Origin of the sequence: Pseudarthrobacter sp. NIBRBAC000502772, from assembly GCF_006517235.1 — a bacterium.
Taxonomy (GTDB): Bacteria; Actinomycetota; Actinomycetes; order Actinomycetales; family Micrococcaceae; genus Arthrobacter.
The window spans coordinates 3,066,247-3,092,392 of sequence record NZ_CP041188.1 but is presented as its reverse complement, the minus strand read 5'-3'; the positions used below and the strand labels follow the sequence as shown (position 1 = coordinate 3,092,392).

27 protein-coding genes and 3 pseudogenes are annotated in these 26,146 nt (G+C 64.7%); 9 read left to right on the top strand and 21 right to left on the bottom strand.

Annotation, left to right across the window (positions count from 1 at the left end; translation table 11 throughout):
- Positions 1-22: 22 nt before the first annotated feature.
- Genes NIBR502772_RS14255 through NIBR502772_RS14225 form a run of 7 tightly spaced genes read right to left on the bottom strand, consistent with a single transcriptional unit; the run spans position 23 to position 7,531 of the window.
- Positions 23-1,234, bottom strand: coding sequence for a VWA domain-containing protein (locus tag NIBR502772_RS14255; RefSeq protein ID WP_141140698.1), 1,212 nt, complete (start codon positions 1,232-1,234; stop codon positions 23-25).
- On the bottom strand, positions 1,227-2,150 hold the full coding sequence (locus NIBR502772_RS14250) for a MoxR family ATPase (protein WP_210412303.1): 924 nt from the start codon (positions 2,148-2,150) through the stop codon (positions 1,227-1,229). The genes NIBR502772_RS14255 and NIBR502772_RS14250 overlap by 8 nt, the downstream gene beginning before the upstream one ends.
- Entirely contained in the window at positions 2,147-2,815 is a 669-nt protein-coding gene (locus tag NIBR502772_RS14245) for an NTP transferase domain-containing protein (protein WP_141140697.1), read from the bottom strand. The genes NIBR502772_RS14250 and NIBR502772_RS14245 overlap by 4 nt, the downstream gene beginning before the upstream one ends.
- A complete protein-coding gene (locus NIBR502772_RS14240; protein WP_246848531.1) occupies positions 2,799-3,695 on the bottom strand; it encodes an XdhC family protein in 897 nt (298 codons plus the stop codon). The genes NIBR502772_RS14245 and NIBR502772_RS14240 overlap by 17 nt, the downstream gene beginning before the upstream one ends.
- Positions 3,696-3,705: 10 nt before the next feature.
- Entirely contained in the window at positions 3,706-6,099 is a 2,394-nt protein-coding gene (locus tag NIBR502772_RS14235; protein WP_141140695.1) for an aerobic carbon-monoxide dehydrogenase large subunit, read from the bottom strand.
- Positions 6,096-6,647 (bottom strand): (2Fe-2S)-binding protein, encoded by a 552-nt coding sequence (locus NIBR502772_RS14230; protein ID WP_141140694.1) that lies wholly within the window; start codon positions 6,645-6,647, stop codon positions 6,096-6,098. Before NIBR502772_RS14230 ends, NIBR502772_RS14235 begins: the two co-directional genes overlap by 4 nt.
- A gap of 5 nt (positions 6,648-6,652) precedes the next feature.
- Positions 6,653-7,531 carry a xanthine dehydrogenase family protein subunit M gene (locus NIBR502772_RS14225; RefSeq protein WP_141140693.1) on the bottom strand — a complete coding sequence of 293 codons (879 nt, stop codon included), beginning with the start codon at positions 7,529-7,531 and terminating at the stop codon, positions 6,653-6,655.
- A gap of 119 nt (positions 7,532-7,650) precedes the next feature.
- Between NIBR502772_RS14225 and NIBR502772_RS14220 the strand changes: the two genes are divergently transcribed.
- The 4 genes and pseudogenes from NIBR502772_RS14220 (at position 7,651) to NIBR502772_RS14205 (ending at position 11,037) form a co-directional block, all read left to right on the top strand.
- A complete protein-coding gene (locus NIBR502772_RS14220; RefSeq protein WP_168223548.1) occupies positions 7,651-8,628 on the top strand; it encodes a LysR family transcriptional regulator in 978 nt (325 codons plus the stop codon).
- Positions 8,629-8,757: 129 nt separating this feature from the next.
- Positions 8,758-8,859: pseudogene (locus NIBR502772_RS22820) on the top strand (VOC family protein); the annotation flags it as partial.
- A 727-nt stretch (positions 8,860-9,586) separates the two neighbouring features.
- Complete coding sequence (locus NIBR502772_RS14210) at positions 9,587-9,796, top strand: hypothetical protein (RefSeq protein WP_141140691.1); 210 nt, start codon at positions 9,587-9,589, stop codon at positions 9,794-9,796.
- A 368-nt stretch (positions 9,797-10,164) separates the two neighbouring features.
- Positions 10,165-11,037 carry a universal stress protein gene (locus NIBR502772_RS14205; RefSeq protein WP_141140690.1) on the top strand — a complete coding sequence of 291 codons (873 nt, stop codon included), beginning with the start codon at positions 10,165-10,167 and terminating at the stop codon, positions 11,035-11,037.
- A 442-nt stretch (positions 11,038-11,479) separates the two neighbouring features.
- Here the strand turns inward: NIBR502772_RS14205 and NIBR502772_RS22945 are convergent.
- The 5 genes and pseudogenes from NIBR502772_RS22945 to NIBR502772_RS14180 form a co-directional block, all read right to left on the bottom strand.
- A pseudogene (locus NIBR502772_RS22945) lies at positions 11,480-11,782 on the bottom strand (DUF4193 domain-containing protein).
- Positions 11,783-12,211: 429 nt separating this feature from the next.
- The gene (locus tag NIBR502772_RS14195; protein WP_141140689.1) at positions 12,212-12,667 is read right to left on the bottom strand and encodes a universal stress protein; all 456 of its coding nucleotides are present in this window, start codon (positions 12,665-12,667) and stop codon (positions 12,212-12,214) included.
- Between the two features lie 64 nt (positions 12,668-12,731).
- Positions 12,732-13,478: a glucose 1-dehydrogenase gene (locus tag NIBR502772_RS14190; protein ID WP_141140688.1), complete on the bottom strand. Its 747-nt coding sequence runs from the start codon at positions 13,476-13,478 to the stop codon at positions 12,732-12,734.
- A 405-nt stretch (positions 13,479-13,883) separates the two neighbouring features.
- Entirely contained in the window at positions 13,884-14,240 is a 357-nt protein-coding gene (locus NIBR502772_RS14185) for an SPW repeat protein (protein WP_141140687.1), read from the bottom strand.
- A 518-nt stretch (positions 14,241-14,758) separates the two neighbouring features.
- Positions 14,759-15,115: a response regulator transcription factor gene (locus NIBR502772_RS14180; protein WP_141140686.1), complete on the bottom strand. Its 357-nt coding sequence runs from the start codon at positions 15,113-15,115 to the stop codon at positions 14,759-14,761.
- A 105-nt stretch (positions 15,116-15,220) separates the two neighbouring features.
- Here NIBR502772_RS14180 and NIBR502772_RS23125 point away from each other — a divergent pair, with 105 nt between their 5' ends.
- Positions 15,221-15,823 carry an HAD family hydrolase gene (locus NIBR502772_RS23125; protein WP_371706678.1) on the top strand — a complete coding sequence of 201 codons (603 nt, stop codon included), beginning with the start codon at positions 15,221-15,223 and terminating at the stop codon, positions 15,821-15,823.
- Entirely contained in the window at positions 15,820-16,209 is a 390-nt protein-coding gene (locus tag NIBR502772_RS23120) for a hypothetical protein (protein WP_371706677.1), read from the top strand. Before NIBR502772_RS23125 ends, NIBR502772_RS23120 begins: the two co-directional genes overlap by 4 nt.
- A 17-nt stretch (positions 16,210-16,226) precedes the next feature.
- On the opposite strand, the gene NIBR502772_RS14170 is transcribed toward NIBR502772_RS23120, so the two are convergent.
- The 7 genes and pseudogenes from NIBR502772_RS14170 to NIBR502772_RS14140 all read right to left on the bottom strand — a co-directional run bounded on the left by NIBR502772_RS14170 (position 16,227) and on the right by NIBR502772_RS14140 (position 22,287).
- Positions 16,227-16,703: a pyridoxamine 5'-phosphate oxidase family protein gene (locus NIBR502772_RS14170; RefSeq protein ID WP_141140685.1), complete on the bottom strand. Its 477-nt coding sequence runs from the start codon at positions 16,701-16,703 to the stop codon at positions 16,227-16,229.
- 10 nt (positions 16,704-16,713) lie between these two features.
- On the bottom strand, positions 16,714-17,580 hold the full coding sequence (locus NIBR502772_RS14165) for a universal stress protein (RefSeq protein ID WP_141140684.1): 867 nt from the start codon (positions 17,578-17,580) through the stop codon (positions 16,714-16,716).
- Positions 17,567-18,040 (bottom strand): annotated as a pseudogene (locus NIBR502772_RS14160) (universal stress protein). The gene NIBR502772_RS14165 and the pseudogene NIBR502772_RS14160 overlap by 14 nt, the downstream one beginning before the upstream one ends.
- 79 nt (positions 18,041-18,119) lie before the next feature.
- Positions 18,120-19,613: a DUF5129 domain-containing protein gene (locus NIBR502772_RS14155; RefSeq protein ID WP_141140683.1), complete on the bottom strand. Its 1,494-nt coding sequence runs from the start codon at positions 19,611-19,613 to the stop codon at positions 18,120-18,122.
- Between the two features lie 60 nt (positions 19,614-19,673).
- Entirely contained in the window at positions 19,674-20,060 is a 387-nt protein-coding gene (locus NIBR502772_RS14150) for a VOC family protein (RefSeq protein WP_371706676.1), read from the bottom strand.
- Positions 20,060-21,826 carry a DUF5671 domain-containing protein gene (locus NIBR502772_RS14145; RefSeq protein ID WP_246848529.1) on the bottom strand — a complete coding sequence of 589 codons (1,767 nt, stop codon included), beginning with the start codon at positions 21,824-21,826 and terminating at the stop codon, positions 20,060-20,062. The genes NIBR502772_RS14150 and NIBR502772_RS14145 overlap by 1 nt, the downstream gene beginning before the upstream one ends.
- Positions 21,823-22,287, bottom strand: a complete 465-nt coding sequence (locus NIBR502772_RS14140; protein WP_141142084.1) for a hypothetical protein — start codon at positions 22,285-22,287, stop codon at positions 21,823-21,825. The genes NIBR502772_RS14145 and NIBR502772_RS14140 overlap by 4 nt, the downstream gene beginning before the upstream one ends.
- A gap of 227 nt (positions 22,288-22,514) precedes the next feature.
- Here NIBR502772_RS14140 and NIBR502772_RS22940 point away from each other — a divergent pair, with 227 nt between their 5' ends.
- From NIBR502772_RS22940 to NIBR502772_RS14130, 3 genes are all read left to right on the top strand, one after another.
- Positions 22,515-22,703 carry an SDR family NAD(P)-dependent oxidoreductase gene (locus NIBR502772_RS22940; protein ID WP_256370782.1) on the top strand — a complete coding sequence of 63 codons (189 nt, stop codon included), beginning with the start codon at positions 22,515-22,517 and terminating at the stop codon, positions 22,701-22,703.
- Entirely contained in the window at positions 22,633-23,271 is a 639-nt protein-coding gene (locus NIBR502772_RS14135) for an SDR family NAD(P)-dependent oxidoreductase (protein ID WP_256370756.1), read from the top strand. Before NIBR502772_RS22940 ends, NIBR502772_RS14135 begins: the two co-directional genes overlap by 71 nt.
- Positions 23,272-23,504: 233 nt before the next feature.
- Positions 23,505-25,094 (top strand): multicopper oxidase family protein, encoded by a 1,590-nt coding sequence (locus NIBR502772_RS14130; RefSeq protein WP_246848528.1) that lies wholly within the window; start codon positions 23,505-23,507, stop codon positions 25,092-25,094.
- A 74-nt stretch (positions 25,095-25,168) separates the two neighbouring features.
- On the opposite strand, the gene NIBR502772_RS14125 is transcribed toward NIBR502772_RS14130, so the two are convergent.
- Together NIBR502772_RS14125 and NIBR502772_RS14120 are read right to left on the bottom strand one after the other, a co-directional pair.
- The gene (locus tag NIBR502772_RS14125) at positions 25,169-25,561 is read right to left on the bottom strand and encodes a GyrI-like domain-containing protein (RefSeq protein WP_246848527.1); all 393 of its coding nucleotides are present in this window, start codon (positions 25,559-25,561) and stop codon (positions 25,169-25,171) included.
- A gap of 150 nt (positions 25,562-25,711) precedes the next feature.
- Positions 25,712-26,137: a hypothetical protein gene (locus NIBR502772_RS14120; protein WP_141140679.1), complete on the bottom strand. Its 426-nt coding sequence runs from the start codon at positions 26,135-26,137 to the stop codon at positions 25,712-25,714.
- Between the last annotated feature and the right edge of the window lie 9 nt (positions 26,138-26,146).

The window sequence follows — 26,146 nt, the reverse complement described above, 5'->3', positions numbered from 1 at the left end:
GCCTCTCTTGTATTGTCCCGCGTCAGGCCCTGACCGCGTCCGCCACTTTCGCCAGGGCCGCATAGCTGTGGCCGCTGACAAAGGCATCGCAGTAGGGGAGCGCCGCTGCCATGCCGCCCACCAGCGGCTGGTAGTTCACGGCTGCCTTCCTCGGATTCACCCAGACAATCCTGTAGGCCAGCCGCTTCAGGCGCGCCATTTGCGCGGCCACCAGGTCCGGATCGTCCTGTGCCCAGCCGTCGGAGAACACAACCACCACCGCACCCCTGGCGAGGCCGCGGCGTCCGTGCGCGTCAACGAACCTACGCAGGCTCTCGGCGATCCTTGTCCCTCCCGCCCAGTCCGGTGCGCTTGCGGCGGCCCGGGCCAGCGCCTGGTCGGGATTCCGCCCTGCCAGTTGCCGCGTCAGCCGCGTCAGGCGGGTGGAGAACACGAATGCCTCAGCCCGGGCTCCGGCCACAGCAGTCTGCAGCAGCTCCAGGAATACCCTCGTGTAGGGCTCCATGGACCCGGAAACGTCGCACAGCAGTACCAGTTTCCGCGGACGTGGCTGGCGATGGGCATACACGAGCTTCGTGGCTTCGGAGCCGGTCCGCTGTGCTGCGCGTACGGTGCGCCGGATGTCCAGCCGTGCACTGCTGTGCGCAGACTTCCGGGTCCTGCGGCTCCGGCGGGCCGGCGTCGAGAGTACTATTTCCCGCACGAGCCGGCGAACCTGGACCACCTCGTCAGGCGAGAGATCCGCAAAGGACGTCTCGTGTAGCCGTTCCTCGGCCGATGCCATGGCAAGGATGGCGTCGCGCTCGGGACCGGTGCGGTCGCCGGAGTCTTCCTTGCCGGGAAGCGGAGCGGGCGGCGGGGCTTTGTGGAGAGTGTCCGGCGCACCCGGCAGGCGGGTCGGCGGGGACGGGCGGAGCCGGGCCTCGGAGCCGATGGCCGGCGGTGCGTTGGATTCGCCCCGGCTGTCGGCAGGATCAATCCGGCCGTCAAACACGGCGGCGAACACCGCGTCGAAGACCGGCAACTGTTCCCGGGAGGACACCAGCACCACGCGGCACGTCCAGTACAGCGGTTCGCGGGCGATAGGCGGGACAAGGCGGAGGGCTTCAGCCAGCCGGACGGCGCGGTCCGGGGAAGTCGAAAGGCCGGCACGTCGCAGTGCCGTGACAAGTCCGGCGGCCAGGGAAGCCGCCTCCACTCCGGGCGGGCTCATAGGGGCGCTGAAATCAGCCACGGCCGTCCCCGACCAGCCAGGCCGCGCCACGAGCTCCCACGAGCTCCAGGTCGTCCCGGTTCTTGACGATCGAGCCCCAGGTCTTCTCCACGGTGGGCGCATCGATGTGCGTGATGCCGAGCACGGACAACGCGGACACCCAGTCGATGGCTTCGGCGATTCCGGGCGGCTTGGCCATGTCCAGTGACCGCATCTTCGTGATGGCGGACGCTGCCTCCTGTGCCAGGGGACCGGCGCTTCCTGGGACACGGCGCCGCACGATCTCGGCAATCCGCGCCGGCGCGGGATAGTCGATCCAGTGGTACAGGCAGCGGCGCGTGAGCGCGTCGTGCAGGTCCCTTGTCCGGTTGGACGTCAGAACCACAACGGGCGGATGCGTGGCCCGGATGGTGCCCAGTTCCGGGATGGTCACTGCGGCCTCTGCCAGCAATTCGAAGGTGAACGCCTCGAATTCGGCGTCAGCCCTGTCGATCTCGTCCAGCAGCAGCACGGCCGGGCGCGGTCCCGGATGCTCGATCGCCTGGAGCAGCGGCCGGCGCAGCAGGTACTGCGGCCCGAAAAGGTCCGACTCGTTCAGGGCTGCATCGCGGACCTCTGCCAGCCGGATACCAAGCATCTGGCGCTGGTGGTTCCATTCGTAGAGCGCTTCACCTGCGTCAATCCCCTCGTAGCACTGCAGCCGGAACAGCGGAGTGTTGAGCACACGGGCCAGCGCCTTCGCAGCCTCCGTCTTGCCTACCCCCGCTTCGCCTTCCAGCAGGATGGGCTGGGGCAAACGCACAGCCAGGAACAGCGCCGTCGCCAGTCCGACGTCGGCGAGGTAGTCGCCGTCGTCCAGTGCAGCCATTAGTGAGGGAACGTCCGGAACCAGCTGCTGCACATCTTCTTCCGCGCCGCTGCGCGCAGCGCTGCTCATGGTGCGCCCCGAAGCGTGTCGAGCACCCGTTCGTAGTCGTCATCGGTGTTGATGTCCAGGGGAATGCCGCCGGGCACGGCCACCTCGGTCACCTCCGACGCGCGCTCCTCGAGCAACTTCCACACCGCCTTGTCGCCGTGGAGTGCGGCGAGCGCGGGCAGGGCGGACCGGGCGAACGCAAACGGATGGCCGATGCCGTCGTCGTAGCGGCAAACGGCGATTCCGGCCTGGCCGCGTCCCGCCAGCAGGCGGTGCACGTTCTCGGCCATGACCCCTGGCTGGTCCCCGAGCAACAGGACCACGACATCTGTGTCGGAATGAAGCGCCGGCAGGGCGGCGGCTATTGACGATCCGCAACCGGTGCCGAAGTCCGGGTTGACGGCGACATCGCAGCCGGCGGTGTTCACACTTTTCAGCACCTCTTCGCTCGATCCGCCCACCGCCAACACCAGTTGGGCGAAGCCGCAGGCCCGTGCGGTGGCCAGTACGGCGTCGAGCAGCACTCCGTCTCCGTAGGGGAGGAGTTGCTTGGGGCGCCCCAGGCGGCGGGACCCGCCCGCGGCGAGGACCAGCCCGGCGATCCGGGGCTTGTTGGTTCGGGGGCCAGACGTTAGCGGGTCAGGGCTGAGGGCTTGACGAGTCTGGGACTCAGCGGGTGCCGGCATAACGCTCCGGATCTTTACGGAACGCCTCGTAGCATCCCCGGGAACAAAAGTAGATAGTGGTGCCGCCGTGCTCCAAGTGAAGCGTCGACTCAACGGCTGCCACTGTCATGCCGCACACCGGGTCAATGGCAGCCGCAGGTTGGGCGTCGGCCGGAACTGCGTGTCGACCCTTGGCCCGTTCGGCAATGAGCTGGGCGAGGATGGACAACGCGATCTCGCCGGGCGTGCGCGCTCCCAAGTTCAGGCCCGCGGGGCTGAAGACACGGGAGCGCTGTGCGTCGTCCACATCCAGGGAGGCCAGAACGGCCGTGCCCCGCACCTCGCTTGCAACAAGCGCGACATACGGCACTCCGGCACGCAGGGCACCTTCGAGGGCGCTTTCTTCCTCCCTGCCGTGCGAGGCGACAATCAGGGCGGCGTCGTCGGGCCGCGGGTCCGCGGCCTGCCCGTCCGTCAGTTCCATCTGCAGGCCCACTCCGGCGCCGAGGGATGCCAGGGCCTGGGCAACCGGGGTGGTGCCGACCACCAGGACCCGCGGTGCCGGGATATGCGGTTCCAGGAAGATCTCGACCGCGCCCCCGCTGAGACAGGGATTCGAGACCTCGACGGCACCTTCCTCGCTCCGGTGGGACGGCACGCCAGGCACAACGCGAAGCAGCAGCGGCTCCTGGGCCGTGAGTGCCTTTAGGCTGTATTCCCGCACCGAGGCTTCGACGCAATTGCCGCCCACGAAGCCGTCCATTTCACCGTTGGAAAGGATCAGGGCGGTGTCGCCGGCGTGGGCACTCGTGGGCCGCTGTGCCCGAACCACAGTGGCGCGGACGAACGGCTCCCGCAGGCTGGTGAGTTCCGTTGCCCTCGCCGTGAGGGATTCTCCCATGGCTTGCATGTCAGATCGGAGGCCTGGGCCGGCCCTGCATGGCCTCCCAGACCCGGGCCGGCGTGCACGGCATGTCCATGTGGACCACCCCGTATGGTGCCAGGGCGTCGACGATGGCGTTCACGATGGCCGGGGGCGAGCCGACCGTGGCGGACTCTCCAATACCCTTGGCGCCGATGGGGTGGTGCGGCGATGGCGTTACAGTGAAGCCGGTCTCCCAGTCGGGGACTTCCATTGCCGTCGGGATCAGGTAGTCCATGAACGACCCGCCGAGGCAGTTGCCTGCCTCGTCGAACTCGATGATTTCCATGAGCGCCATGCCGACGCCGTCAGCCAGGCCTCCGTGCACCTGGCCTTCGATGATCATCGGGTTGATCCGGGTTCCGCAGTCATCCACCGCGATGAAGCGCCGCACCTTGACGTGGCCCGTTCCCGGATCGATGTCCACCACACAGATGTAGGCGCCGAAGGGGAACGTCAGGTTGGGAGGATCGTAGGTGATCTCGGCGTCGAGGTTGCCGTCGATTCCTTCGGGCAGCGCTATCGTGCCGTGGGCGCCCATGGCAATCTCGGAGATGGTTTTCCCCACGCTGGGATCGCCCTTGACGAACCAGCGTCCCTTCTCCCATTCCAGGTCCTCCGGGCGGGTTTCGAGCATGGCGGCGGCAATGAATTTCGCCTTTTCCCGCACCTTGCGTGCGACGAGGGCGACGGCGCCGCCGCTTACCGGCGTCGACCTGCTGCCGTAGGTGCCGAGGCCGAACGGTGTCTGGTCCGTGTCGCCGTGTACGACGTCGATGTCCTCCGGCGGAATGCCGAGCTCTTCCGCAACGATCTGCGCGAACGTAGTCTCGTGGCCCTGACCCTGGCTCTGCACGGAGAGCCGCACCACGGCCTTGCCGGTCGGGTGGACACGCAGTTCGGCGCCGTCAGCCATGCCCAGGCCCACGATGTCGAAGTGCTTGCGGGGGCCCGCGCCGACGGTTTCGGTGAAGAAAGCGACTCCGATGCCCATCAGTTCGCCGCGTTCGCGTTTTTGGGCTTGTTCCCGCCGAAGCTCCTCGTAACCTGCCATCTTCATGGACAGTCGCATGGCGGGTTCGTAGTTGCCGGAGTCATAGACCCAGCCGGTCTTGTTCGCGTAGGGGAACTGTTCCGGTTTGATGAAGTTCTTCAGCCGGAGTTCCGCCGGGTCCATGGCCAGTTTCCGGGCCAGGATGTCCACCATGCGTTCCACCAGGTAAACGGCCTCCGTAACCCGGAATGAGCATGCATACGCAACGCCGCCCGGAGCCTTGTTAGTGTAGACGCCCGTGACCTTGCAGTACGCGGCCTTCAGGTCGTAACTACCGGTGAAGATCGAGAAGAAGCCGGCGGGGGTCTTGGTGGGCTGCGCAGTTGCGTTGAACGCGCCGTGGTCCGCTAGCACGGACGTCCGCACGGCAAGGATCTTGCCTTCTTTGGTGGCGGCGATTTCGCCCTGCATGATGTAGTCCCGGGCGAACGACGTCGACATCAGGTTCTCGGAGCGGTCCTCCACCCACTTCACCGGCTTTCCGGTCACGATCGAACCCACGACGGCGAGGATGTAGCCGGGATAGATGCCCACCTTGTTGCCGAACCCGCCGCCGATATCAGGGGAGACGATGCGAATCTTGTGTTCGGGGATGCCTGCGACGATCGCGAACAGCGTGCGGTGCGCGTGCGGGGCCTGGGTTGTCTCATAGAGCGTCAGTTTTCCGGAGACGGCCTCAAAATCTGCGACGGCGCCGCACGTCTCCATGGGTGCCGGATGGACACGGGGGTAAACGATCTCCTGTGTCACTACGACGTCGGCTGCGGCGAAGACCGCCTCGGTTTCCGCCTCATCTCCTATCTCCCAGTCGAAAATCCGGTTGTCCGTCCGGCCCGTGAGGTCATCCCGGATCACGGGGGCGTCCGAGTCCAGGGCTTTGCGCGCGTCGATGACCGGGGGCAGCATGTCATACTCGACGTCGATCAGCTCCAGGGCGTCGCGGGCGGCGTAACGGTCCTCCGCGACGACGAAAGCGACTTCCTGCCCCTGGAAGCGCACTTTGTCGGTGACGAGCACTGCCTGCACGTCCGCGGAAAGCGTGGGCGCCCAGGCGAGGTTGAGGGCCAGCAGGTCCTTGCCCGTGATCACGGCGTGCACCTTGGGGTGGGCCAGCGCATTGGTTGTGTCTATGGAGACCAGCCGGGCATGGGCCACCGGGGCGCGCAGGATGGCGCCGTGCAGCATGCCGGGCAACACGATGTCGTCGACGTAGCGGCCCTTCCCGCCTACGAACCGCGGGTCTTCCTTACGCTGGATGCGTCCGTACCCGATCGGGCGATCGGCGTCGCCCGCTGCCGGATTGCCGGGCCGATCGTGGATGACAGTCATGCCTTCACCTCTGTGTCTGCGATGTCCGGGATCACCGTGTCCGTGCCGTCGATGACTTCGTCTGTTGCTACCGTGTCAGGAGCCGCCCCTGCAGGGTGGGCGGCAGCCCATTGCACTGAGCGGACAATCGTGGCATATCCGGTGCAGCGGCAGATCTGCCCGGAAATGGCCTTCCGGATTTCGCTGTCATCCGGATGCGGGTTCTTGTCCAGCAGGGCGCGGGCCGTGAGCATCATGCCGGGGGTGCAGAAGCCGCACTGCAGCCCGTGCTCCTCCATGAACCCCTGCTGAACGGGATCGAGAGTGCCCGCAGTGGCGAGTCCTTCGACGGTGCGGATGTCGTGCCCTGCCGCCATCGCCGCGAGCACGGTGCACGACTTCACTGGCTGGCCGTCCATCAGGACCACGCACGTTCCGCAGTTGGTGGTGTCGCACCCCCAGTGCGTGCCCGTAAGGCCCAGGACTTCGCGGATGTAATGAACCAGCAGCACGCGCGGTTCGATGTCGGTGACTACTTCGTTTCCGTTCACGGTCATGCTGATTTGCATGGAGCTCAACCTTCCTGTGTTCCGGCAGCCCGGGCGCATGCCTGCCGCAGGACTCTGCGGGTGAGCTCGTCGGCCAGGTGCCGCTTGTAGTCAATCTGTCCGCGCTGGTCCGCGACGGGATCACATGCAAGGGCTGCCAGCCGGCCGGCCTCGACGAATAGCTCCTCGCGGGGTTGCTGCCCCAGGAGCACGGCCTCGGCTTCCGCGACGGTTCCGTCGAGGCCCAACGCCGTGAGACCGATGGCGGCGGCATCGACGGTACCGTCGTCCGCCAGCGAGATGGCCGCCCCGGCTGCGGCGACGGCCCAGTCGCCAACCCTGCGTTCCACCTTTTCGTAGGCGCTTCCCGAGCTCGGACGAACCGCGAACCGGACTTCGCACAGCAACTCGTCCGGGGCCACCGCCGTTTCATAGGGGCCGCGGTGGAAGTCCGTCATGTCGACGAGGCGCTCGCCGCCGGGTCCGCGGACAACCGCCACGGCGCGCAGGACGTCGCAGACCGTGGAAAGGTCTTCGGCCGGGTCCGCCTGGCACAGCGAACCGCCAATGGTCCCGCGGTTGCGCACCACAGGATCCGCGATGACCGCTTCGGCGTCCGAAATGATCGGGAACAGGCGGGCCACTTCGGCTGATTCGAGGAGGGCCGTATGGCGCGTCAGCGCGCCCACCCGCAGGTACTCCCCGTCGAGGAGGATGAAGTCGAGTTCGAACAGGTCATTGATGTCGATCAGCCATTCCGGCCGGGCCAGGCGGAGTTTCATCATGGGCAGCAGGCTGTGGCCACCGGCGACCACCCGCGACTCGGGTCCGTGCCGTGCAAGAAGTTCAAGCGCATCGTCCACCGTGCTGGCCCGCACGTAGTCAAAAGGAGCCGGAATCTGCATTTTCCCTACCTCACTCCATGGCGCCGGAAAGCTGCGAGGCGCCGTTTTGAGGTCAGTCTTGCCCCGGCCCGAGGGGAGTGTCAATATCGTCATAAGGGAAGGGTTATGAAGCTGTGTCGATGACTTTGAGCCAGCTGCGGGCCTTTGCGCTCGTGGCCAGACTGGGGTCTCTTCACGCTGCCGCGGCGGCTCTGGCCGTCAGCGAGCCGGCAGTCTCCTCGGCCCTGGCTGCGCTCCGGCGGGACCTCGGCGATCCCCTCTTCGTCCGCGCCGCAGGAGGCATTGCCCTGACGCCTGGTGGCCGCGCGCTGGCGGACTACGCCCAGGAAATCGTCGGCCTGGCTGACCAGGCCCGGTGGGAAGTCGCCCACGCAACCACCGACGCCGGGTTACTGAGAATCGTAGCAACAGCTCCGTTCGCTGAACATGCGGCCGGACGGCTGCTTGACCTATTCACCAGACGCGTCCCCGGAGCCTTTGTCGATGTCGTCGTCGAATCCGCCGCAGACATAGCGTCGCTGCTCCGTGACCGCGCCTACGACATAGCCCTCGGGGCCAGGCCCGCGCAACAAGCAGGCGCAGGTGCCGACGTCGGACTGGAGATGGTCCCCTTCCTGAGGTATCAGCGGGTCTTTGTGGTGGCGGGATCGCATCCCCTGGCAGGGCTGCACGGGCCGGTGCCACTGGCACGGTTGCTGGACTGCCCGTGGTTCGCGGGCCCCTCCGGCATCCAGGCGGAGACGGATGAAGGGCGGTGGCTGTCTTCGATGGGCGTAGCGCCCGACGTGATCCGGCTAAGCAGCGAAACCGACGCGCTCGCCGCCGTCAGGGCGGGAGAGGGCCTGACGGTCGCGTTGGGGCATATTGTGCGGGCGGAACTCCAAACCGGAGTCCTGGTGCGCGTACCCGTGGTCGGAACTCCGGTGTCCGGCCTGTGGTGGGCGAGCACGCTGGACCACGGCAGGACAACCTCCAAGGCAACGGCGCTGCAGCGCTTTGTCACCACATCGGATGCAACAGCCGCTATGGTCGCACCGGGCGGCTCGCGGGGACTTGAACGACGGGGATCCAAAGTTCACGTTGCGCTCTGGAGCTGAGGCCGAAGGCCATCCCCGCCCCTATGCAGTCCCGCAGGACTCGGGCAACATATGAAGTGTTCCAAGCCGGGCGCCCACCGGATCCACGGGAAGTCCGGGTATCGACAGGCACGAGAGGACACACTGAAGATGACCACCAGACTCAATCCCTACCTGGGTTTCGAGGACAATGCGCGGGAGGCCATGGACTTTTACCAGTCCGTATTTGGAGGCGAACTGGCACTGAGTACTTGCCGGCGCGAAAGGCTCGTGAGAATAGCGTTGTGAGGGAAGTGGGGGAGCGTCCTCGGCTCCGGTGTTGGCGCTCGTGGCGTTGGCGATCAGATCTTCGTGGACGACGTCAGAGAGTTCTTGGATCCAATGCGGTATGGGGTGTTGGTTGTAGCCGTTGATCCAATGGGCCGAGATGTGGTTGTCCCGCTCAAACGGCCACGCGTAGATATGGAGCGTGTGGTCTTTTGCCGGATCCCCAGCCCCTTCGTTCCACCAGATGCGCAGATCGGCGGGTGAGAATTCGGTGTCGGGCGGGAGGTAGGAGATGACCGGTTCGGCGTCGGAGAGTGCCCAGCGTCGCTGCAGCGAGCGGTCCGTGGTGATCTTCTTGAGGCTCAGTTTCATACTGACTCCCCGGGAGTCGGCAAGACGATGCACGTTCGGTGGGGCGGCGAATTTCGCCCGATCGAGACGACGCCGCGGTGACCATTCGAGTCTGTCCACTCGGACTCCCGGGCGACTACATTTCGGGAGACAATTGGCGGCGCACTTGTTGACGGCGGCCTCCGCCGGACACGGGTAATCGTGACCGAACTTGAGCCCGCGTCTCACGCGAGGATCATCCATGCGCCCGATTGCTCGTCCGTCAGACGGACGCTTGTTGGTTGAGTGAGCACGATGCGACCTGGGCCCGTGCTATCAACTGCGTCTCGGGGCGGCGTCAGTACGGATAGATTTGGCTGACATGATCAGCAAGATCGACGGTTCCCCGCAAAGGCGGCAGATTGTGGCGTGGCTGGAGCAGTTGGCCGACGACGAGGTAATGGAGCGGGTGAGACGGCTGGGAGTTGCTTTCAACTACGAGGCTGACATCGTTTTGCGCAACGTCGAAATCTTGAATGGTCTGCGGGACGAGGCTCTGGCATTCGGCCGTGAGGCTCAGCCTGCAGTTTGAGCGCTGAGCATGACGGGCGATTCTGTGTCGTGAACGATGGCGTTGCGAGTATCTGCCAGGGACCAGTAGCAGCCGTCGGCCGCCGTTCCGGCCGCGGGCCCGTGCGGCGGCTAGTCCGGCGAGCCGCTGTTTCCTTGGGAGGCAGGCAAGAGAGATAGACGGCGTCTCTTGGGTCCGGGTTTGAGACTGACCCCCGGTTTTCAAGGGGCAGCCGGGTACCGGCCACCACCCGGGAATGAGGGGCTTAAGGCCCTGACGGCGGCTTTACTGCCAGCGCACACTGAAGCGTCAGCAGACCGTGGGTAACGCTGCTGCACGGTGGTGCACACGGAAGGCACCGCACACACGGGAGAAGATCGGGATCCAGAATGAACAAGCCAATCGTCGTCGGTATCAACGGGTCGGAGCGAAGCGAGACCGCCCTGGCGTGGGCGCTCCGGCGCGCGTCGCGGTCCAGGCTGCCGGTCATCGCCGTTTATGCCGTGGATGACCGCTGGGTGTCCCCAGAGTTCCAGTACCAGGACCTCGTCCGGGATGCGGGGATGAAACTGCTGCAGAAGGTGCAGGCCAGCGCCCGTGCCCAGGCCCCCGGCGTTGAAGTGGAGATCCAGCTGCGGCACGGGAGCGCGGGGGCGGCCCTCAGGGAAGCATCCAAGGAAGCCTCCATGCTGGTGGTCGGTGCGCATGACCGGCACTGGCTGGACGGCGGGCCACTGACCGACCGCGCCTTGCAGGTTGTCTCCGCCTCGGACAGCCCGGTCGCCGTCGTCCCGCCAACGCCGGACACGGGCCGCCACGGGGTGCTGGTCGGGGTGGACGGATCCGAGGAGTCACTGCAAGCCGTGTCCTTCGCCGCCGCCGAGGCTGACAGTGCAGGCGATGAGCTGACGGCGGTCCTGGCCGTCCATGGCCCGGCCAGGTGGGTCGAGAACGAACTGCCGGGCAGCGGGCTGGCCGAGACCATCGTCGAGGAGGACAGGGTGGTCCTCGCCGAATCGGTGGCGGGTCTACGGGACAGGTACCCGGATCTGGTGATCCATCAGCGGCTCGAAACCGATACCGAACCTGCCCAGGCCCTGGTCGACGCCGCACGGGAGGCCCGGCTGCTGGTGATCGGCAGCCGCGGACGCGGAGCATTTTCCCGGCTGGTACTGGGCTCCACGGCCCACGCCGTCCTGCTGCACGCGCCCTGCCCGACCATCGTCACCCGGCTGCGCGACATCAAGCACGACGAGGACTGACGCCTCCGTAGGACGGTGAGGGTCACCCAAGCATGCGGACTTCCTGGGCACGTCCCCGCGCAGGCTGTCAGCATGTGCCCACCGGTCGGGAAAGCCGTATCCCTGGCTCCCCGGAAAAGCCGGACCGAAGGAGCACTATGGAGGAACATCATCCGCCGCGGCTGCGCGCAATAGAGTACAAAGCCCTTCCGGCCGGCGGGCGCTCTCTTGCCGGGTGCACAACCGCAGGACCATGCAAAGTTCGCGGGCGGCAACCATCGCCTGGTACCTCTATCCGCCACCGAAGCGATGGAAGCTGCCGGACTCACGCCCATAGTACGCACCTACCCCGAAGCGTTGCGCCCTCCCGCTCACCGGCGACCTGACGTGTGAGGCTCCTGCCGGGGCAGAACCGGTCCCCACCAGCTTCTCCCACGGAGTTGCCGGTTTGCGGTTCTTGAATTCAGCCCTCGCACTCGATGCAGTAGGCGTGACCGTCTTTCTCCCGCGCCATTTGGGAGCGGTGGCGGCCAGGAAGCAGGAGTAGCAGGTGAACTCGTCGTTACGTTGGGGAACGACCTGGACGATCAAATTCATCGGCGACAAACTCTCCGCCGGGGATCCCGACATTGTCCATGTCAACCGCTGCGTCCAGCTCACGCACCACGCTGTTGGCATCAGGTGCGCTGGCTGACGTGAGGGCCTCGAGGGAGTCGTTCTGCGATTCCTTGACTTCGCTGCGGAGCTCGTCGTAATCAGTTGCCACTAAGATGCATCCCTTTCCTTATAGAGGTTGTCCGACATGCAACGTACGCCGTGCCGACCTAATTTCCCAGCCAGTAGGTTCGGGCAGACACTTGCGTGCAGTGCCCGGCACGTTCCACTTCCTTTGAACCGGGAGCCTCCCAGATCGCCCAGCACATTGTTCAGAAGGAGTGATCGGGACCGGACGTACCACCGTCCCATCTACCAGGACAGTGTTTCGCTTACCAGTGCAATGTTTCGCTGTCTTTGGGGCCCGAGACCAGGACAGGCAGACCAAATCCGGCTTTGCCGTGGCAAGGCAGCGCGCCGCTGCATTCCCTCCTGGTTGTGTCGTCTGGAGGTAGTCGCCGCCTCGTGGCTGGTGGTGGCCTGTCGTGGCGGCTGGAAGGGTCATGGTTATCAGGCCCCGTAAAGTGAAGCTTTAGCGAAATCACGCCTTGGAGCGGACCACCAGGACAGGACATTGTGCGTGGTTGACGACCTGGGTGGAGACCGAGCCCAGGTGCAACCCCGGAAATCCCCCATGACCCCTGGAGCCGACGACGATAAGATCCGCGTCCTTGGCAGCGTCGAGTATGGCCGAAGCAGGTGAACCACCGTTAACGAGCTGCCCTGTGGCAGCCACACCTCCATCTGCAGCGGACTTCAGTGCCTCAGCCTGGAGCGTCCGTGCGACTTGCTCCGGGGACTCTTCGGCGGCGATTTCACCTGCCGCCGTTTCCAGCACGGCCGGATACCACGCCATCGGCGGCTTGTTCCAGGCCGTGATCAGGCGGAGCTGGCCGTCGCGCTGGCGGGCCTCGTCCACGGCCCATTTCAGTGCGGTCTGAGAATGTTTGGAACCGTCAAAACCAACCACAATCAAGAACGAAGCGGTGCTGGTCATTTGTCTTTCCTTTCACTAGCCTCACTGAGCATCCTTGGCCTCACACGTCGCCGGTGAACGCCCGCTACGTCTCCTCGTGCGGGGTTACCGTCCCCGCGGTGTCACCACCGTCGATGACGAACTCGGCTCCGGTAACGAACGAAGCTTCGTTGGAAGACAGGTATAGGACGAGGTCCGCCACTTCTCCGGGATGGCCTATGCGGCCGAGTGTCACGTGGCTCATGTCCATCGGTGTGTCGGCCGTCATCGGGGTGGAGATGACTCCGGGATGGACGGAGTTGACCCTGATGCCATAGTGTCCCAGGTCCAGCGCGGCGCTCTTGGTAAGTCCACGCACTCCGAACTTCGAGGCCGTGTATCCGGGGATCTGCTCATAGCCGCGGATGCCGGCAATCGAGGAAATATTGACTATCGACCCGCCTTTGGACTGCTTCAGGGCAGGGATTGCAGCCTTGATCCCGTTGAAGGTGCCGGTCAGGTTCACGGCAATCACGGTATTCCATTGCTCCAAGGTGTAGTCCTCGATTGAGGCGAAGTTCACAATGCCGGCATTGTTCACCAGGATGTTCAGACCTCCGAACGTCTCGACGGCGGCGCTCACCGCACTCTCCCAGTCCTGCGGGCTGGTCACGTCGAGGTGAACATAGAGCGCGCCAGAGCCGATGCGCTCCGCGGTTTCTTTTCCCTCTTCGTCCAGGATGTCGCCTAGGACGACCTTCGCCCCTTCGCCATGGAGCCGCGATGCGACCGCGGCTCCAATTCCGCGTGCACCCCCGCTGACCAGCGCTACTTTGTCGATGACTCGTTCCATGTGATGCTCCTTCGGTGATGTCGGCGGATACTGGCGAGCTGGTTGGAACAGTTCTCAAGATAGAGGGTGCTTCGTGACCTGCGGGCGAGCCGTCCGGGGGGCGGGAAGTCGCATTTGGTCTGGTGGTGTACGGGCCGGAGGAGCTCACCCGGCGCGGAGGCCTTCGTTGGCCGCGACAGGTTGTACGGCAGCTGGTGTACCCTCTCGCTCTGCTGCTCCGGCAGCGACGGGAGGTATTGCCAGAGCAGCGGCGCAGCGTGCCTGGGCTAACCGATGTCCACCTCGAAATCACAGAGTCCCTGTGTAGATGTCAGTGTCCGTCTGCGGGGAGCGGGATTTCTTATGGCCTCCGCCCCGGTGCCTTGGCGGCCGGGCGGATCTGTTTCCTGCGACGGACGCGTTCGGCTAGTGCGAGATGCGGATGCGGTGATGGCCTTCGGTGCTGGGCTTGATGGCGGCTGCGGTGACGATGAGCGCCACTGCTCCGGTTATCCAGGAGATCCAGGCGGCTCCGGTAGTAGCAGCGTAGGACCCTATCCATGGGGAGAGGATGAGCCCGGCGGCGAGGGCTGCCTGCACCCATTCCATGACCGGTGTGCCGGGCATGGCGAGGTTTACGAGTCCGCTGGCGACCAGGAGTGCGCCGAAGATGACCATTAGTGTCGTGGACATGCCTTCCTGCCCCGTCCACAGGACGGAGACGGCGGCGAAGATTCCGGCAGCGACGGTTACCCAGTCCTGCCATCGATTCCATTTTTTCACGAGTACCACTCTCCATAATTAGTTGTTCCGGAAGGAGCGGGAGGGGGCCGTCCGGCGGGCCGGTGGCCTCTCCCGCACTCCCAGTCAACGCTCTGCCGTCAGGCACCTCTAGGGGACAAAGACCCTCCGGCTGGCTGTCCCGTGGTACGGCTGGCCAGGAGAAATCAGCGGATACTGCCCCTCGCTGGTGATAGGTAAGCTGCCCACTGTGGCGGCCGTACCCCGGGTGTTTACTGCTGGTTTTAGGTGGGGCTTCCGCGTGGCCCGGGTTCTGGTGAGGGCGGAGGACGAGGCGCTGGCGGCCTTGGCACGTGCGGCGTCATCAACCGGTGTGGTGCTTTCTTTGGTGCAGTCGAGCAGTTTCGCGGTGACCCTGGAGAGCGCTTCCGGTGTCCGGTTGTGCCCGTAGGGTGCCGTCGTGACCCGTTGCTCCGGGGTCGTGACGGTGGTGACGAGAACTGCGGCCTGGGTCCTGCGGGCCAATCCGAGCTTGCCAAGTGCGCTGGAGACAAGGTTTTTTACTGTTTTTCCTTCAGGCCCAGGCTCTGGGCTATTTGGCGGTTCACCAGGCCTCTGCCGAGGCCGATGACAACGTTCATTTCCTGACCGGTCAGAATGGACAATTCGGTACTCGGCGGTGGTTCCGGCAGGGAAAGCGTGCCCTGCTTGAGGAGGGGCTGGAACTTCTCGCTGAAGGCTGTGCAACCGTTCAGCACCCGCCGGATCAAGCGCAGCTGTTCGGTAATGTCGTCCTGCTTGGACAGGCATCCCCATGCATCGGAGAGGATTGCGTCGATCAGGGTGCTCTCCTGCGGTGTGTCCGAGAGGATGAGGCACCGGATGGACGGGTCGGCAGCCCGGAGGGCCCGGCACACGGCAGTGCCGGTGCCGTCCGGAGGTTCTCATCGAGGATGGCAAGTGGGGGGCGGAGGGCAGGAATTCTCATCAAAAATGGCGGAACACTGGAACAGCTTGCCCGGGTGCGGACGGCCGTGTTCGACAAGACAGGCACGCTCACCCACGGCGGGCCCACCTTGCACGGGATCAGGGTTTCCCCTGCAGCGTCCGGGCTGATGACCGAGGACCGGCTGCTGCAGCTCGCCGCCTCGGCGGAGCAGTACTCCTCCCATGTCCTTGCCTCCTCTGTCGTTGAGGCTGCACGGCGCCATGGGCTCCGGCTGCTGTCGGGAAGCAATGCGTTTGAGCACGCCACCGAGGGGGTCACGGCCACCTGCGGCAACCAAACGGTGGTGGTCGGCAAGCCTGACTTTGTGCGTTCCGTTGCCTCGGGGTTTGAGGAGGCCGAGGTGACCGGCGGACAACTGGCCGTCTATGTTGGCGTTGACGGACGCTTTGCGGGAGCCCTGATCATGAGCGACCCACTCCGGGAAAATGCGGTTGACACACTGGCCGCACTGCGCCGGCTGGGCGTCCAGGAAACACTGCGTCCAGGAAACACTGCTTGTCACCGGCGACTCGCGGGCCACCGCCCAAGAAATTGCTGCACAGGCCGGGATCTCCCGGATTCAGGCAAGGTGACAAAGTCTCCATCGTCGCAGGGTTGCGGAAACGCCCGGTCATGATGGTGGGTGACGGTGTGAACGACGCCCCGGTCCTGGCCGCCGCCGACGTCGGAATCGCCATGGGCGCCAAGGGGTCAACGGCAGCGAGCGAGTCAGCCGACGTCGTCATTATGCTCGACGACTTATCCAAAGCTGCGCTGGCCGTCGACATCGGACAGCGCACGGTCCGGATTGCGCTGGCGAGCATCTGGACCGGCATCCTGCTGAGCATCGGCCTGATGATTGCAGCGGTATTCGGCTACATTCCCGCTGTGGCCGGTGCCCTCCTCCAGGAACTGGTCGACCTGGCCACAATCCTGAACGCGCTGCGCGCCCTGCACGATCGACGCCGACCCAACACGGCTGCGGTGGGCGGCGCACCGGTCAGCGCCGCCCGCACGAGGTGAGGGCCGGCGTCGTCACCTCACCCGCCGCCCGGAGGTTCATGCCCGGCGGAGTCCAGCGGAGGCCACCAGCGGGACGGGGGATTGATGACAAAACGCCTCCCACTGACCTCCGTAGGCGTTACACGCACCAGGTGGTCCTTGCTGCCCGTCTCCCAGGGCGAGAGCCCGGCGTCTGCTGCCTCCTGGAAGGCTTCCTGGGTGTCCACAACGTCGGCAGTCCCCTTGACGATGACACTCCATGCAATGGTGTCGTAGGTGTTCAGGCCGTCGGCTTCCAAGGCCACCGGTTCGCCGCCGCGAACCGCATCCAGTTTGGTACGCGGACCGGTGCGGAACACCACGGTCCCGTAGTCGGGGACATAATTCACCGGGAAAACCTCAGGCCCCCCGCCCGCAGTGATAGCGATCCGGCAGACCGAAGCCGATCGGAGATACTTCCAGCAGTCATGAATGTCGAGGACTTCCGTTTCCGGTCCTGAGCCGTTGCCTTGCATGCTGGGGCTCCTACTTCTTGTGCTTCCTGCGTTGGATAGGGGTGATCACCGTTGGGCAGGGCAGGTGCGTCAGAACCGCGTGGGCCGTGGAACCGAGCAGCAGCCGTTTGAAGCCGCCCCGGCCGCGGCTTCCCACCACGAGCATCTGAGCATCAGCAGCTGCCTTCACCAGCGCCTCCGCCGGTTCTTTTTCGCTTTCCAGAATCTTGCGCACCACGAGGTCCGGGTAATCCTCGCGGAGACCGGCCACTGCCTCCGACAGAACGATCTGCTCCTCTTCTTCAATCAGGGCGGCAAGGCTGCTGGTCGGCAGGCCTGCCCTGACCCAGCGGTTGGGGCCGCTGAAGGCGAACAGCACTGTAAGCTCCTGGCCCTCCCTGTCCGCCTCGGCAGCTGCGAAGGCGACGGCCTGCGTGGACTCTTCCGAACCGTCCACGCCCACCAGGACTCCGCTGCGGCCTTCGAGGTCATGCATGCCGATGACGGCAACAGGACACTTCGCCGTGGCGGCGACCTGCAGGGCCCGGTCGGTGAGCGAACCACCCAAATGGGTGTCTCCGGAGCCCACCACAAGCATGGACGCCTTGGTGGAGTACTTACCCAGGGAGCCCGCGACGCTGCCTTCCAGAAGTTTCGTGGTGATCTCAATCGGGACGGTACCCCTCACGCGCCCGGCAGCGGCTTCCAGCAGTTCGTAGCCCTTCTCCTCCAGGATCGCGGTCCACGGGATGGGTTCGGCCACCCAGCGGTCGTCAACAACGTGCAGAATGATCAGCGGCAGGCCAGCGCGGGAAGCCCGGCGTGCAGCCCATTTCACGGCTGCCTGGCTTTGCGGAGAGTCGTTGGTGGCGACGGCGATCGGTTTAGACGTTCTCACGGCTGGTCTCCCTTTTTGTCTGTGTCGGGCTATGAACAACTAGGACTGGGCAGTGCGCATGGGCCACACAGGCTGAGCTGACGGACCCCAGCAGCAGGCCTCCGAATCCTCCGTGGCCGCGCCTGCCAACAACGATCATGTCCGCGTGGCGGCTGGCGTCTATCAGTGAGTCCCTGGGATGCCCCCGGACGACGCGTGGAATGACGTTCGGCGGAATCACCTGCCCGAAGGCCTGTTCCAGGGCTTCCTTGAGGATGATCATGACGCGTTCATCGAAGCGGTCAATGCCCATCGCCACTTATCCGGCGTAAACCTGCGGATCCTCCCAGTAGGCGGTGGCCAGCACCTTTGCCCCAAGCGGGACAGCCAGCCGCTGGGCCTGCCGGAGCGCTTCCACCGAGGCCTCCGACCCGTCCACCCCCACCACGAACATGGCACTATCTGACGCTGACTCCTCCATGACCGATTACCTTCAGTACGCGCTGGCTGCCTCTCCAGCCTGCGGCGTACAGCAGCGGAGCTGTAGGGCCGAAAGTCACCTAGAAACTCGACGAACTGCCTGAACCGGAGAAGCTTCCGCCGCTGCTGCCATAGCCTGTGGTGCCGCCCCCGCCCCTGGCAGAGCTGACGCTTCCGACGCCGGTGTTCAGGCCGGAGTTGAAGGCAGGAACCGAGAAGAAGTAGTAGGACGGGTAGACCGTTCCGAGGATGCTGGGTTCGTAGCTCCGCCTCGGGCGGTGGTCCAGGCCATCCTGCGCATTATTCATCTCCCTGCGCATGAGCTTTGCTTCACGCTCGTTTTTGGCGAAGCCGTCGATCACGGTTTCCGCATGGTTCTTCAAAAGCGTCGATAGGCGGGTGCGGGCGTCACGAAGGTGGTCCAAAGCCGTTTCCGGGGTGATCGACCCGTCAACGAGCTGGGCTGTCCATCGCTCTATTTCGTGCAGGCTGTGGTCGCGGAAGGACCTCAGGGCCGCTGCAGTGGCGGAGTCTCCTTCTCCGTGGCGTTTGCTGAGCAGCTGTTCAAGTCCGGCGAGGTCGCTCCGGAAAGGCGAAAGTTGGCGGTCCCATGCAGTGGGCCAGGTGCTCGACCGGTTCAAGAACGCATTGCTGTCGGCTATGACGTCGTCCAGGGCATCCAGTTCGGCGGCCGCGTCTGCATACTCCCTTACCAGCTTTAGATTCGATCTGCGGCTCAACGCCTTCTGTGGGAGCGCATGGACCCGGTTGGAGAGCCCGGTGGTGGCGTTGTACCGGTTCAGGAAGGTGCGGTGCTTCTCCAGAACGCTGCTGCCGTAGGAGGAGTCCTCGGGGATGGTGCCGGCGTTAAGTTCCGTGACGTCCAGGTCCGTGCTGACACTGGCGTAGCTCCGGTCTCCCCGCTGCAGCTCCTTTCGGCAGGCGGCCCTGGTCACCGCCCGCACTATCAGCAACGCCGCAGCCCCCAGGGCCGCGGCCGCGCCGGTCACCCAGGCGGTGATCACGAAGGCGGCTGACCGATACCACGGCTGGTTGATCAGTTCGGCGCCACGCCGGACTCCTGCGATGGTCCCGTCCGTCCATTGGGCATCCTGCAGGAGATCCTTGGCGGCGTTTTGGATGTCATCGCGTTGTTCCAGGGAAACCTTGCGGTCCTCGCCCATGTAGGTGCCCACATGCCGGCCCACAGGATCGAGGGCGAAGATGAAGAGCCCGTCTGCCCATTTCTGGCCGTCGGGACTAATCCAGTCCGGGTGTTCGGCACGGGCGAACCTGAGAACCTCCTCGTTCAGGTTGTCTGCGACATTCCCGTTGTAGGTGTACACAGCTACCTTGGTGGGCTCGTAGAACTCGATCGCAGTGATGGCCGGGAGAAGGGTGTTGCGGTCCAGTACTCCCGCCCGGTCCTCAACAACGACGTCGGTGGGCGTGACAGCGTGGGCTGCCGGGCCGCCGCCAAGCAGCAGGCCAAACACCAGCAGCAGCCAGATTTTTCTCCACCGGATCCCGCTGTCCGAAGGGGTTCCGCCGCCACGGATGATTACGGCGTTCATAGAGAAAGGATCCACTGGGCACGTGGACTTTGACAGGGCCAAAAGGCACGGAGGGATCCGTCATCCTTCAAGCCGGGCTGCCGGGCCGGCGTTCTGCCAGAGTCCGATCACGTTTCCTTCGCTGTCCCGGAAGTAGGCGTTCCAGCCCGAACCGGGAACCTCCATCCGGCCCCTTACCGTCTCGCCTCCCGTGCGCCCAATCTGTTCCAACGCGGCATCGATGTCGTCGACATCAATCGTGACCACCGGTGCCTGCAACATGTCGCCGCGGCGGAAGATTCCGCCGTTGATTGCCCCTGGCTCCGCCGGGATGCCCTGATCATCGAGCGGCGTGGTCATTGCCAGGCTGTACTCCATTTCCGGCAAGACTTGGAAGGTCCAGCCAAACACTGATTCGTAGAACTTTCTCGCGCGGTCTTCATCGTCTGCGGGGATTTCAAAATGCACTACTCCACCCATTGCGTTCGCCTGATTTCTGGTGGGGACGCCGCCGCTTCCCGGCGCCAATTCCGTGAGGGTTTGTCTGTTTCCAGGGGAATTGCCTCGATCCGGGCTGCCTGGCCGGCGGCCGGACCGATTACCAGCAGGACGCTGGCGGCAGTGACGCCGGAAAGGGCACTTACTGCCAGCTCCATGAGCCCTGGTTCCGAGGGGAGGGCCGCTTCCGCCGGCAGTGGTCTGTTGCCGGCATCGGCCCGTCGCCACACAGTGACTTTGGCGCCGGTCGCGGCGGTGATTGCGGTGGACAACGCCTCCGGATCCGATGCCGTCACCAAGGTGACCCTCTCAATGGTGTGCGCGCCGGACGGGGCCGCGGCCGCCAGGTGGGCGCGATCACGCCGCCAAAGGGCAAAGTGGTAGGCGGCAACGAGGCCGGCTGCTACTAGGAGGCCGAGTGGTGCCCGGATGCGGTCCAGCAGGCTGCCTCCGGACACGTCGCCCAAGATGAACTCGAAGAGCCGGTATCCAATCACCAGCAGGGCAACGAGCGCCACCACGGCACTGATGCCGAAGACCACCACGAGGTAAACCCGCCTGCCCGGAGGAATGACATCCATGCTGTGCGGTTGCAGGCCCGGCTTCCACGCCCGCCACCAGACGGGGCCTCCCACAAGGAGGGAACTGATGCCACCCAGCAGCAGGGTGCGCGTGCCGCTTCCGGCCAGGGGTGAAACGGCCATGGCAAGGGCTGCGTTGATGACGACGCCGATGCCGGAGGCAGCTGCCGCCAGGGCAATTCCTGACGTCACCAGCCGGCCTGCACTGCGGGTGGCCACCGAACGGTGGGTTCCGCTGACGCGATGATAGCGCCACACCAATGCTCCGACGGCTGCAGCGGCGACAGCAGAGCCGAGGGGAGCCAGCAGTTCATTCATCGACTCGCCCCGGTCGAATACAGTTCTGAGGAGTACAAAAACCACGACGGCGGCCCCGCCGAGCGCCGTGATTCCGGCTGCGAAGATCCCAACGCTGAGCAGTGCAACATCCACCAGGGCGGTTTCCAGTTTGCGCCCGCCACCCTTGAACCAGTGCCACCACCACACGATACTTCCGCCAATGGCCCAGACGAGCGCCCGCAGCACAGACTGCCACCACGCTTCCGCCTCTGGGGTAAGGCTGGTGAAGCCCCGGATGGCGACGTCAAGCAAGCCACCCAGGGCGGTGATGGCGGAAAACGCGCCCGTGAGCAGTCCGAAGACTGTGCCGACAACAGCCGGGACGTCGTCAAGATTGACGGGATGTTTGACGGGGTGCCGCCACATCCAGCGATGCCAGAACCATACTGCGGCCCAGACAAGTCCGTTTGACAACGGCGAATACCACCGGGGTTCCTGGGGACCGATGAAGGACGCCGCCATTCCCAGGAGGGAAGTCGTGGCTACGATGAGAGACACCGCATAAATCGCGGTCACGTACAGGCCCCACCCTGCTGCCGCGCATTCCGCGGCGTCGTCGAGCCTGCGCCAAACTACCCACCACAGGAGCCCGGCCAGCGGACCTCCAATCAATGTGAAGGCGAGGGAACGGGCAAGCCCGGCCACATCTGTGGACGCCAACACGGCGCCCGTGCTGAACAGGCGCTCCAGGAGGCCGCTCAACCCGATAGAGGCGATCACCACCAGGGCAAACAGCAACACGTACAGGATCAAGCGGCGCAGAGTGAGTAGGGCAGAACCCGCCGCTGGTACAGCTGTCCGGACTGTTGCGTTCATGGCTTCAGGCTTGTTCCGGGGCATGACATGAGCTGGTACGGTGCCTGGTCGATCAGCCACTTGCCATCGACCTTCACCAGGGAGAAGCGGCCTTCGGCGTCGTACTCGGATGGTCCGAAGGGGCCACCCGGGCTTGACGTGACAACCGAGACGTTCACCAAAGCCGTATTCTCCCTCTCGGTTGTGGAAATCAGGACGACCCGGGCAGGCAACGGGCCGCTTTCCCGGTAACCGCTGCAGGAGGAGCGTGCCACCTGCGTGAGGTAGGAATTGGCGGTGGCCGTATCGCCGTCAATGACCGCCGTGCTGTACCGCTGGACAACGCCCGGCGGCGTTGCCTCATCCAGCACCTCCGGCTCCCCGCGGGTGAAAACAACTGACAGAGCGACGATCACCAACAGCGCTATCACGGACACAATGACAAGGAGGACCCGGTCCGGCTTTCCCGCCGCAACGTTCATGCCGTCAGTATGGCCCACAAACAGCCTCCTCGTATGTGTCTTCTGGCCCTAGTCCGGCCGACGACGGGATCCGGCTCCTTTGGCCCGGGCTGTTGTTCTGTCGGGATCCTGAAGGGAGGGTCCAAAGCCCCTTCACCGCCGGATCAGGTGGGAGAAGACTTTCCGTGGGCAGCAGGTCAACTTCGGATGCCTGGGAAAAAGCTTCACTCGAACAGCAGGAGGAGATCATGGCACGTGCCAGCGGCAGGACGGCGCTCGTGACTGGTGCGGCGCGGGGGATAGGCGCTGCAATTGCAGAACGGCTCACGTCCGAGGGGGCCAGAGTCGTCCTCGCCGATGTCCTCGATGAGGATGGCACTGCACTGGCCGGGCGTCTGGGCGACGGGGGCCTCCCATGTCCACCTCGATGTGACTGACCGCGCTCAGCGGGCCGAGGCAGTCGCCAAGGCATCCGCGCCTTCCGGGGGACTCGACATCCTGGTGAACAATGCCGGCATCGTCAATTTCGGAAGTATTGAAGAGTATTCCTACGAGCAGTGGGACCACATCATCAACGTGAATCTCAACGGCGTCTTTAACGGGATCAAGGCGGCCATACCCGCATTGAAGGCCTCAGGCAACGTTTCGGTGGTCAACATCTCATCCATTGCCGGCATCAGAGGCTACGAGGCACTGCCTGGCTACACGGCATCGAAATTCGGCGTCACCGGCCTGACAAAAAGTGCGGCATTGGACCTGGCCCACTATGGCATCCGCGTTAATTCGGTGCACCCTGGCGCCGTGCTGACGCCCATGACCGAAGGCCTCGCGCTCACCACCTCGCATGTCGCCCTGAACCGGGTGGGCCGGCCGGAAGAAATCGCAGAGCTGGTGCTCTATCTGTCCGGCCCGGAATCAAGCTTCGTCACCGGCGCTCAATTCGTCATTGACGGGGGAGAGACGGCTGGCCTGGCTCATCATCCAGTCGTCGGGCCCGAGGACTGAGTCAGCGTCCCACCACCGAGAGAAACGAGCCTGAGATGCTCTTCACGAGACGACAACTCCTGCAGGCCGGGGCTGCAGCCGGGGCAGGCATCCTGGTGCAACCGCATGCCGCCTTTGCAGCCCGGACATCTGCACCAATGCTGGGTTCACCGCCGATGTTCTCCGAGCAGCTTCCCACCTTGGCCGACTTCGGAGTCATGGATATGAGGGCCGGCGGTAATGCGGAGTTGTGGATGCGCAATGCACGTCACAGTTTCCATTCCCAGATGGGCCTGACCGACACTTTCGCCTACCAGGACGCCGGTGGATCGCAGACCTACCTTGGGCCAGTCATCGTCGCTGAGAGGGGTACCCCTTTTGCGCTTACGGTGCACAACGGGCTGGGGCGGCATCCGCTGGCGTTCGCCATTGATGCGCAACTGGTTCCACCCGGTACCAACGACGCGGACTTTCCGCGGACGTCGACCCACCTGCACGGCGGCAACACCAGGCCGGGTTCCGACGGCGGTCCGGAACAAGTGTTCGTGCCCGGAAGCTCGTTTACCTACAGTTACGACAACAACCAGGATCCGGCCGGACTTTGGTACCACGACCACGCACTGGGCATCACCCGCCTGAACGTCTACGCCGGACTGGCCGGAGGCTACCTCCTCCGGGACACACCAGGACCAGCCGGAACCGGTATTGACACCGGAGACGGAACGCACCTCCCGCCACCGCCGTACGAGGTGCCACTGGTCATCCAGGACCGAATGTTCAACACCGATGGCTCCTTCGCCTATCCGCCAAATCCGGAGCTGACGCTGAGCGACGGCAGCCCCCGGCCCTGGGCGCCTGAATTCTTCGGAGACATGGCAACCGTCAACGGGAAATGCTGGCCGAACCTGGATGTTGACCGTGGGAAATACCGGTTCCGTGTCTTCAACGGGTCAAACGCCAGGTTCTACAACTTCAAGTTGGTAGCCGGCGGAAACGCACTCGGCTTCGCTCAGATAGGGACAGACGGCGGACTCCTCGACGTTCCGGCAAGACTCAACAAGCTGGGCCTTGGCCCCGGCGAACGCGCCGACATCGTCGTGGACTTCGCGGCGCTCCCTGCCGGGACCAAGGTGGTCCTGACAAACGACGCACGCACGCCGTTCCCTGACGGGCCCGTCGCTGTCCGGCGTGGCGGGGTGCCCCTGCGCGAGATTATGCAGTTCAGCGTGCAAGGCGAAGCCGGCTACACCGCGCCGTTACCGGCGCAGTTGCGGACGCAACCCATGACGAGGCTCGCCGGCCTTCCCACCGCAGCCACCCGCAGCATGACCCTTGTTGAAGTCCTAAACTCCGGTGGCGTCCCCATCATGGCCCTGCTCAACAACCGGGCGTTCCACAGCCCCGACATTACAGCGGTACAGGGCGACACCCTCGAACAGTGGGAACTGATCAACACCACGGTGGACGCTCATCCGATCCATCTTCACTTCACCCAGTTCCAGGTGCTGAACCGCCAGCGCTTCGATGTCGACAATTACCTCGCGGCCACGGGCTTTGTGGATCCTGCCACCGGCCTGGTGACGCCCGGCCACGGCAACTCCGTGCCGGTCGGACCATTCCTGAGGGGACGCCCACTGCCGCCCCCTGCCAACGAGCAGGGCTGGAAGGACACTGTCGTAGCCTTGCCCGGTGAGGTAACAAGAATCCGCGTACCTTTCGGAGCGGGCGCAGCAGGGGGAGCTGCACTGGCCATCGGATCATCGTTCAAGGGAGAGTACGTGTGGCATTGCCACATCCTCGAACACGAGGACAACGACATGATGCAGCGGTACGTGATCCAGTAGAGGTCGCAGCCAAAGCGCGCTGAGGTCCAGGTGTCTCTGACAGCAGTGCGGGAACGAATTCCTGTCAGGGAACGTCAGGCAACGGGCCACACCACGCGCGTCTGCCACTTGGCTGGGTCCGGCTCCGTTTCGGGGTCACTGAGGTAGTACTCCCACATTGTGTCGGAGGGAGTCAGTCCTTCCGCCCGCATGCGCTCCTGGATGGCCCCGTACGTCGTACCCAAGGTGTCGTATGGTCCGAGGTGGATGGCTTCAAAGGCCTCGGCTTCAGGCAGGCTGCCGTTTGCCACGCCTTCGGTCCCGCTGAAGCCGGCGTTGACGGGAAAACCGGCTTCGACGTCGACGGTTTCAGTAGGCATTCCCCGGTAGAGGGCAAAAGGCGGGCCGGCCAACTGGACGCCCTGCGCCTGGGCCGCCGCCATCACGGTGCCGAATGCCCGGCCGAAGAATTCCGTCAGGTCAGCCATCGGGATTCTTTCGTGGACCACCGCGGTGGGCTGTTCAACAGTGTGGACGATTCTGAGTTCTGGGTTTCTCGCATTCATAACTCCAGCGTCCGCTATGGGCGCTTCCGCGGACAGGGCCGAACGTCTCTGGAGTTGCGCCCGTGCCTGGGTTCAGCGGCTCCCCGCCACGGATCCACCGAGCCCCAGCAGCAGTAGCAGCAAGCCCAGTTCAGCCAGTCCGGCGGCGAAATACACTGCCTGGAGGACGTTGAAGGGGACAAACACCATCTGGACGAAAATCCAGATCAGGATAGAGTAGCCGGCCACTGCCGCGGCTAAGGGCGCCCGGCGGCGGTGCTTCATGAGCAGGATGAACCCGGCCACGTGGAAGCCGCCGACGACGAGAGCGAGCAGGAGCCCTGGGACGAGGTACGAGTTGAACGGAGACCCCTGAAGGAGTTCCGGTGGCAGCAAAATTTCGGGAGGAAGACCCATCCGGTCCGTCCCCAGCGATGCGGACGCCACCATGACTGCCCCTCCCGCGATCGACGTCAGGGCAACAAAGGCGAGCAGGGCCAGGAGTGAGGCTCTTGTCATGATTTCCTC

What these genes read in the sequence shown, in the direction of transcription:
- NIBR502772_RS14220 (WP_168223548.1), top strand. Translation starts at nt 7,651, where the DNA reads ATGACTTTGAGCCAGCTGCGGGCCTTTGCGCTCGTGGCCAGACTGGGG.
- NIBR502772_RS14125 (WP_246848527.1), bottom strand. Translation starts at nt 25,561, where the DNA reads ATGGCTGACCTGACGGAATTCTTCGGCCGGGCATTCGGCACCGTGATG.
- NIBR502772_RS23120 (WP_371706677.1), top strand. Translation starts at nt 15,820, where the DNA reads ATGATGGTGGGTGACGGTGTGAACGACGCCCCGGTCCTGGCCGCCGCC.
- NIBR502772_RS14140 (WP_141142084.1), bottom strand. Translation starts at nt 22,287, where the DNA reads ATGAACGTTGCGGCGGGAAAGCCGGACCGGGTCCTCCTTGTCATTGTG.
- NIBR502772_RS14250 (WP_210412303.1), bottom strand. Translation starts at nt 2,150, where the DNA reads ATGAGCAGCGCTGCGCGCAGCGGCGCGGAAGAAGATGTGCAGCAGCTG.
- NIBR502772_RS14240 (WP_246848531.1), bottom strand. Translation starts at nt 3,695, where the DNA reads ATGGGAGAATCCCTCACGGCGAGGGCAACGGAACTCACCAGCCTGCGG.
- NIBR502772_RS14195 (WP_141140689.1), bottom strand. Translation starts at nt 12,667, where the DNA reads ATGACCAGCACCGCTTCGTTCTTGATTGTGGTTGGTTTTGACGGTTCC.
- NIBR502772_RS14210 (WP_141140691.1), top strand. Translation starts at nt 9,587, where the DNA reads ATGATCAGCAAGATCGACGGTTCCCCGCAAAGGCGGCAGATTGTGGCG.
- NIBR502772_RS14170 (WP_141140685.1), bottom strand. Translation starts at nt 16,703, where the DNA reads ATGCAAGGCAACGGCTCAGGACCGGAAACGGAAGTCCTCGACATTCAT.
- NIBR502772_RS14245 (WP_141140697.1), bottom strand. Translation starts at nt 2,815, where the DNA reads ATGCCGGCACCCGCTGAGTCCCAGACTCGTCAAGCCCTCAGCCCTGAC.
- NIBR502772_RS14145 (WP_246848529.1), bottom strand. Translation starts at nt 21,826, where the DNA reads ATGAACGCAACAGTCCGGACAGCTGTACCAGCGGCGGGTTCTGCCCTA.
- NIBR502772_RS14235 (WP_141140695.1), bottom strand. Translation starts at nt 6,099, where the DNA reads ATGACTGTCATCCACGATCGGCCCGGCAATCCGGCAGCGGGCGACGCC.
- NIBR502772_RS14225 (WP_141140693.1), bottom strand. Translation starts at nt 7,531, where the DNA reads ATGCAGATTCCGGCTCCTTTTGACTACGTGCGGGCCAGCACGGTGGAC.
- NIBR502772_RS14120 (WP_141140679.1), bottom strand. Translation starts at nt 26,137, where the DNA reads ATGACAAGAGCCTCACTCCTGGCCCTGCTCGCCTTTGTTGCCCTGACG.
- NIBR502772_RS14190 (WP_141140688.1), bottom strand. Translation starts at nt 13,478, where the DNA reads ATGGAACGAGTCATCGACAAAGTAGCGCTGGTCAGCGGGGGTGCACGC.
- NIBR502772_RS14135 (WP_256370756.1), top strand. Translation starts at nt 22,633, where the DNA reads ATGAGGATGGCACTGCACTGGCCGGGCGTCTGGGCGACGGGGGCCTCC.
- NIBR502772_RS14130 (WP_246848528.1), top strand. Translation starts at nt 23,505, where the DNA reads ATGCGCAATGCACGTCACAGTTTCCATTCCCAGATGGGCCTGACCGAC.
- NIBR502772_RS14155 (WP_141140683.1), bottom strand. Translation starts at nt 19,613, where the DNA reads ATGAACGCCGTAATCATCCGTGGCGGCGGAACCCCTTCGGACAGCGGG.
- NIBR502772_RS22940 (WP_256370782.1), top strand. Translation starts at nt 22,515, where the DNA reads ATGGCACGTGCCAGCGGCAGGACGGCGCTCGTGACTGGTGCGGCGCGG.
- NIBR502772_RS14230 (WP_141140694.1), bottom strand. Translation starts at nt 6,647, where the DNA reads ATGCAAATCAGCATGACCGTGAACGGAAACGAAGTAGTCACCGACATC.
- NIBR502772_RS14205 (WP_141140690.1), top strand. Translation starts at nt 10,165, where the DNA reads ATGAACAAGCCAATCGTCGTCGGTATCAACGGGTCGGAGCGAAGCGAG.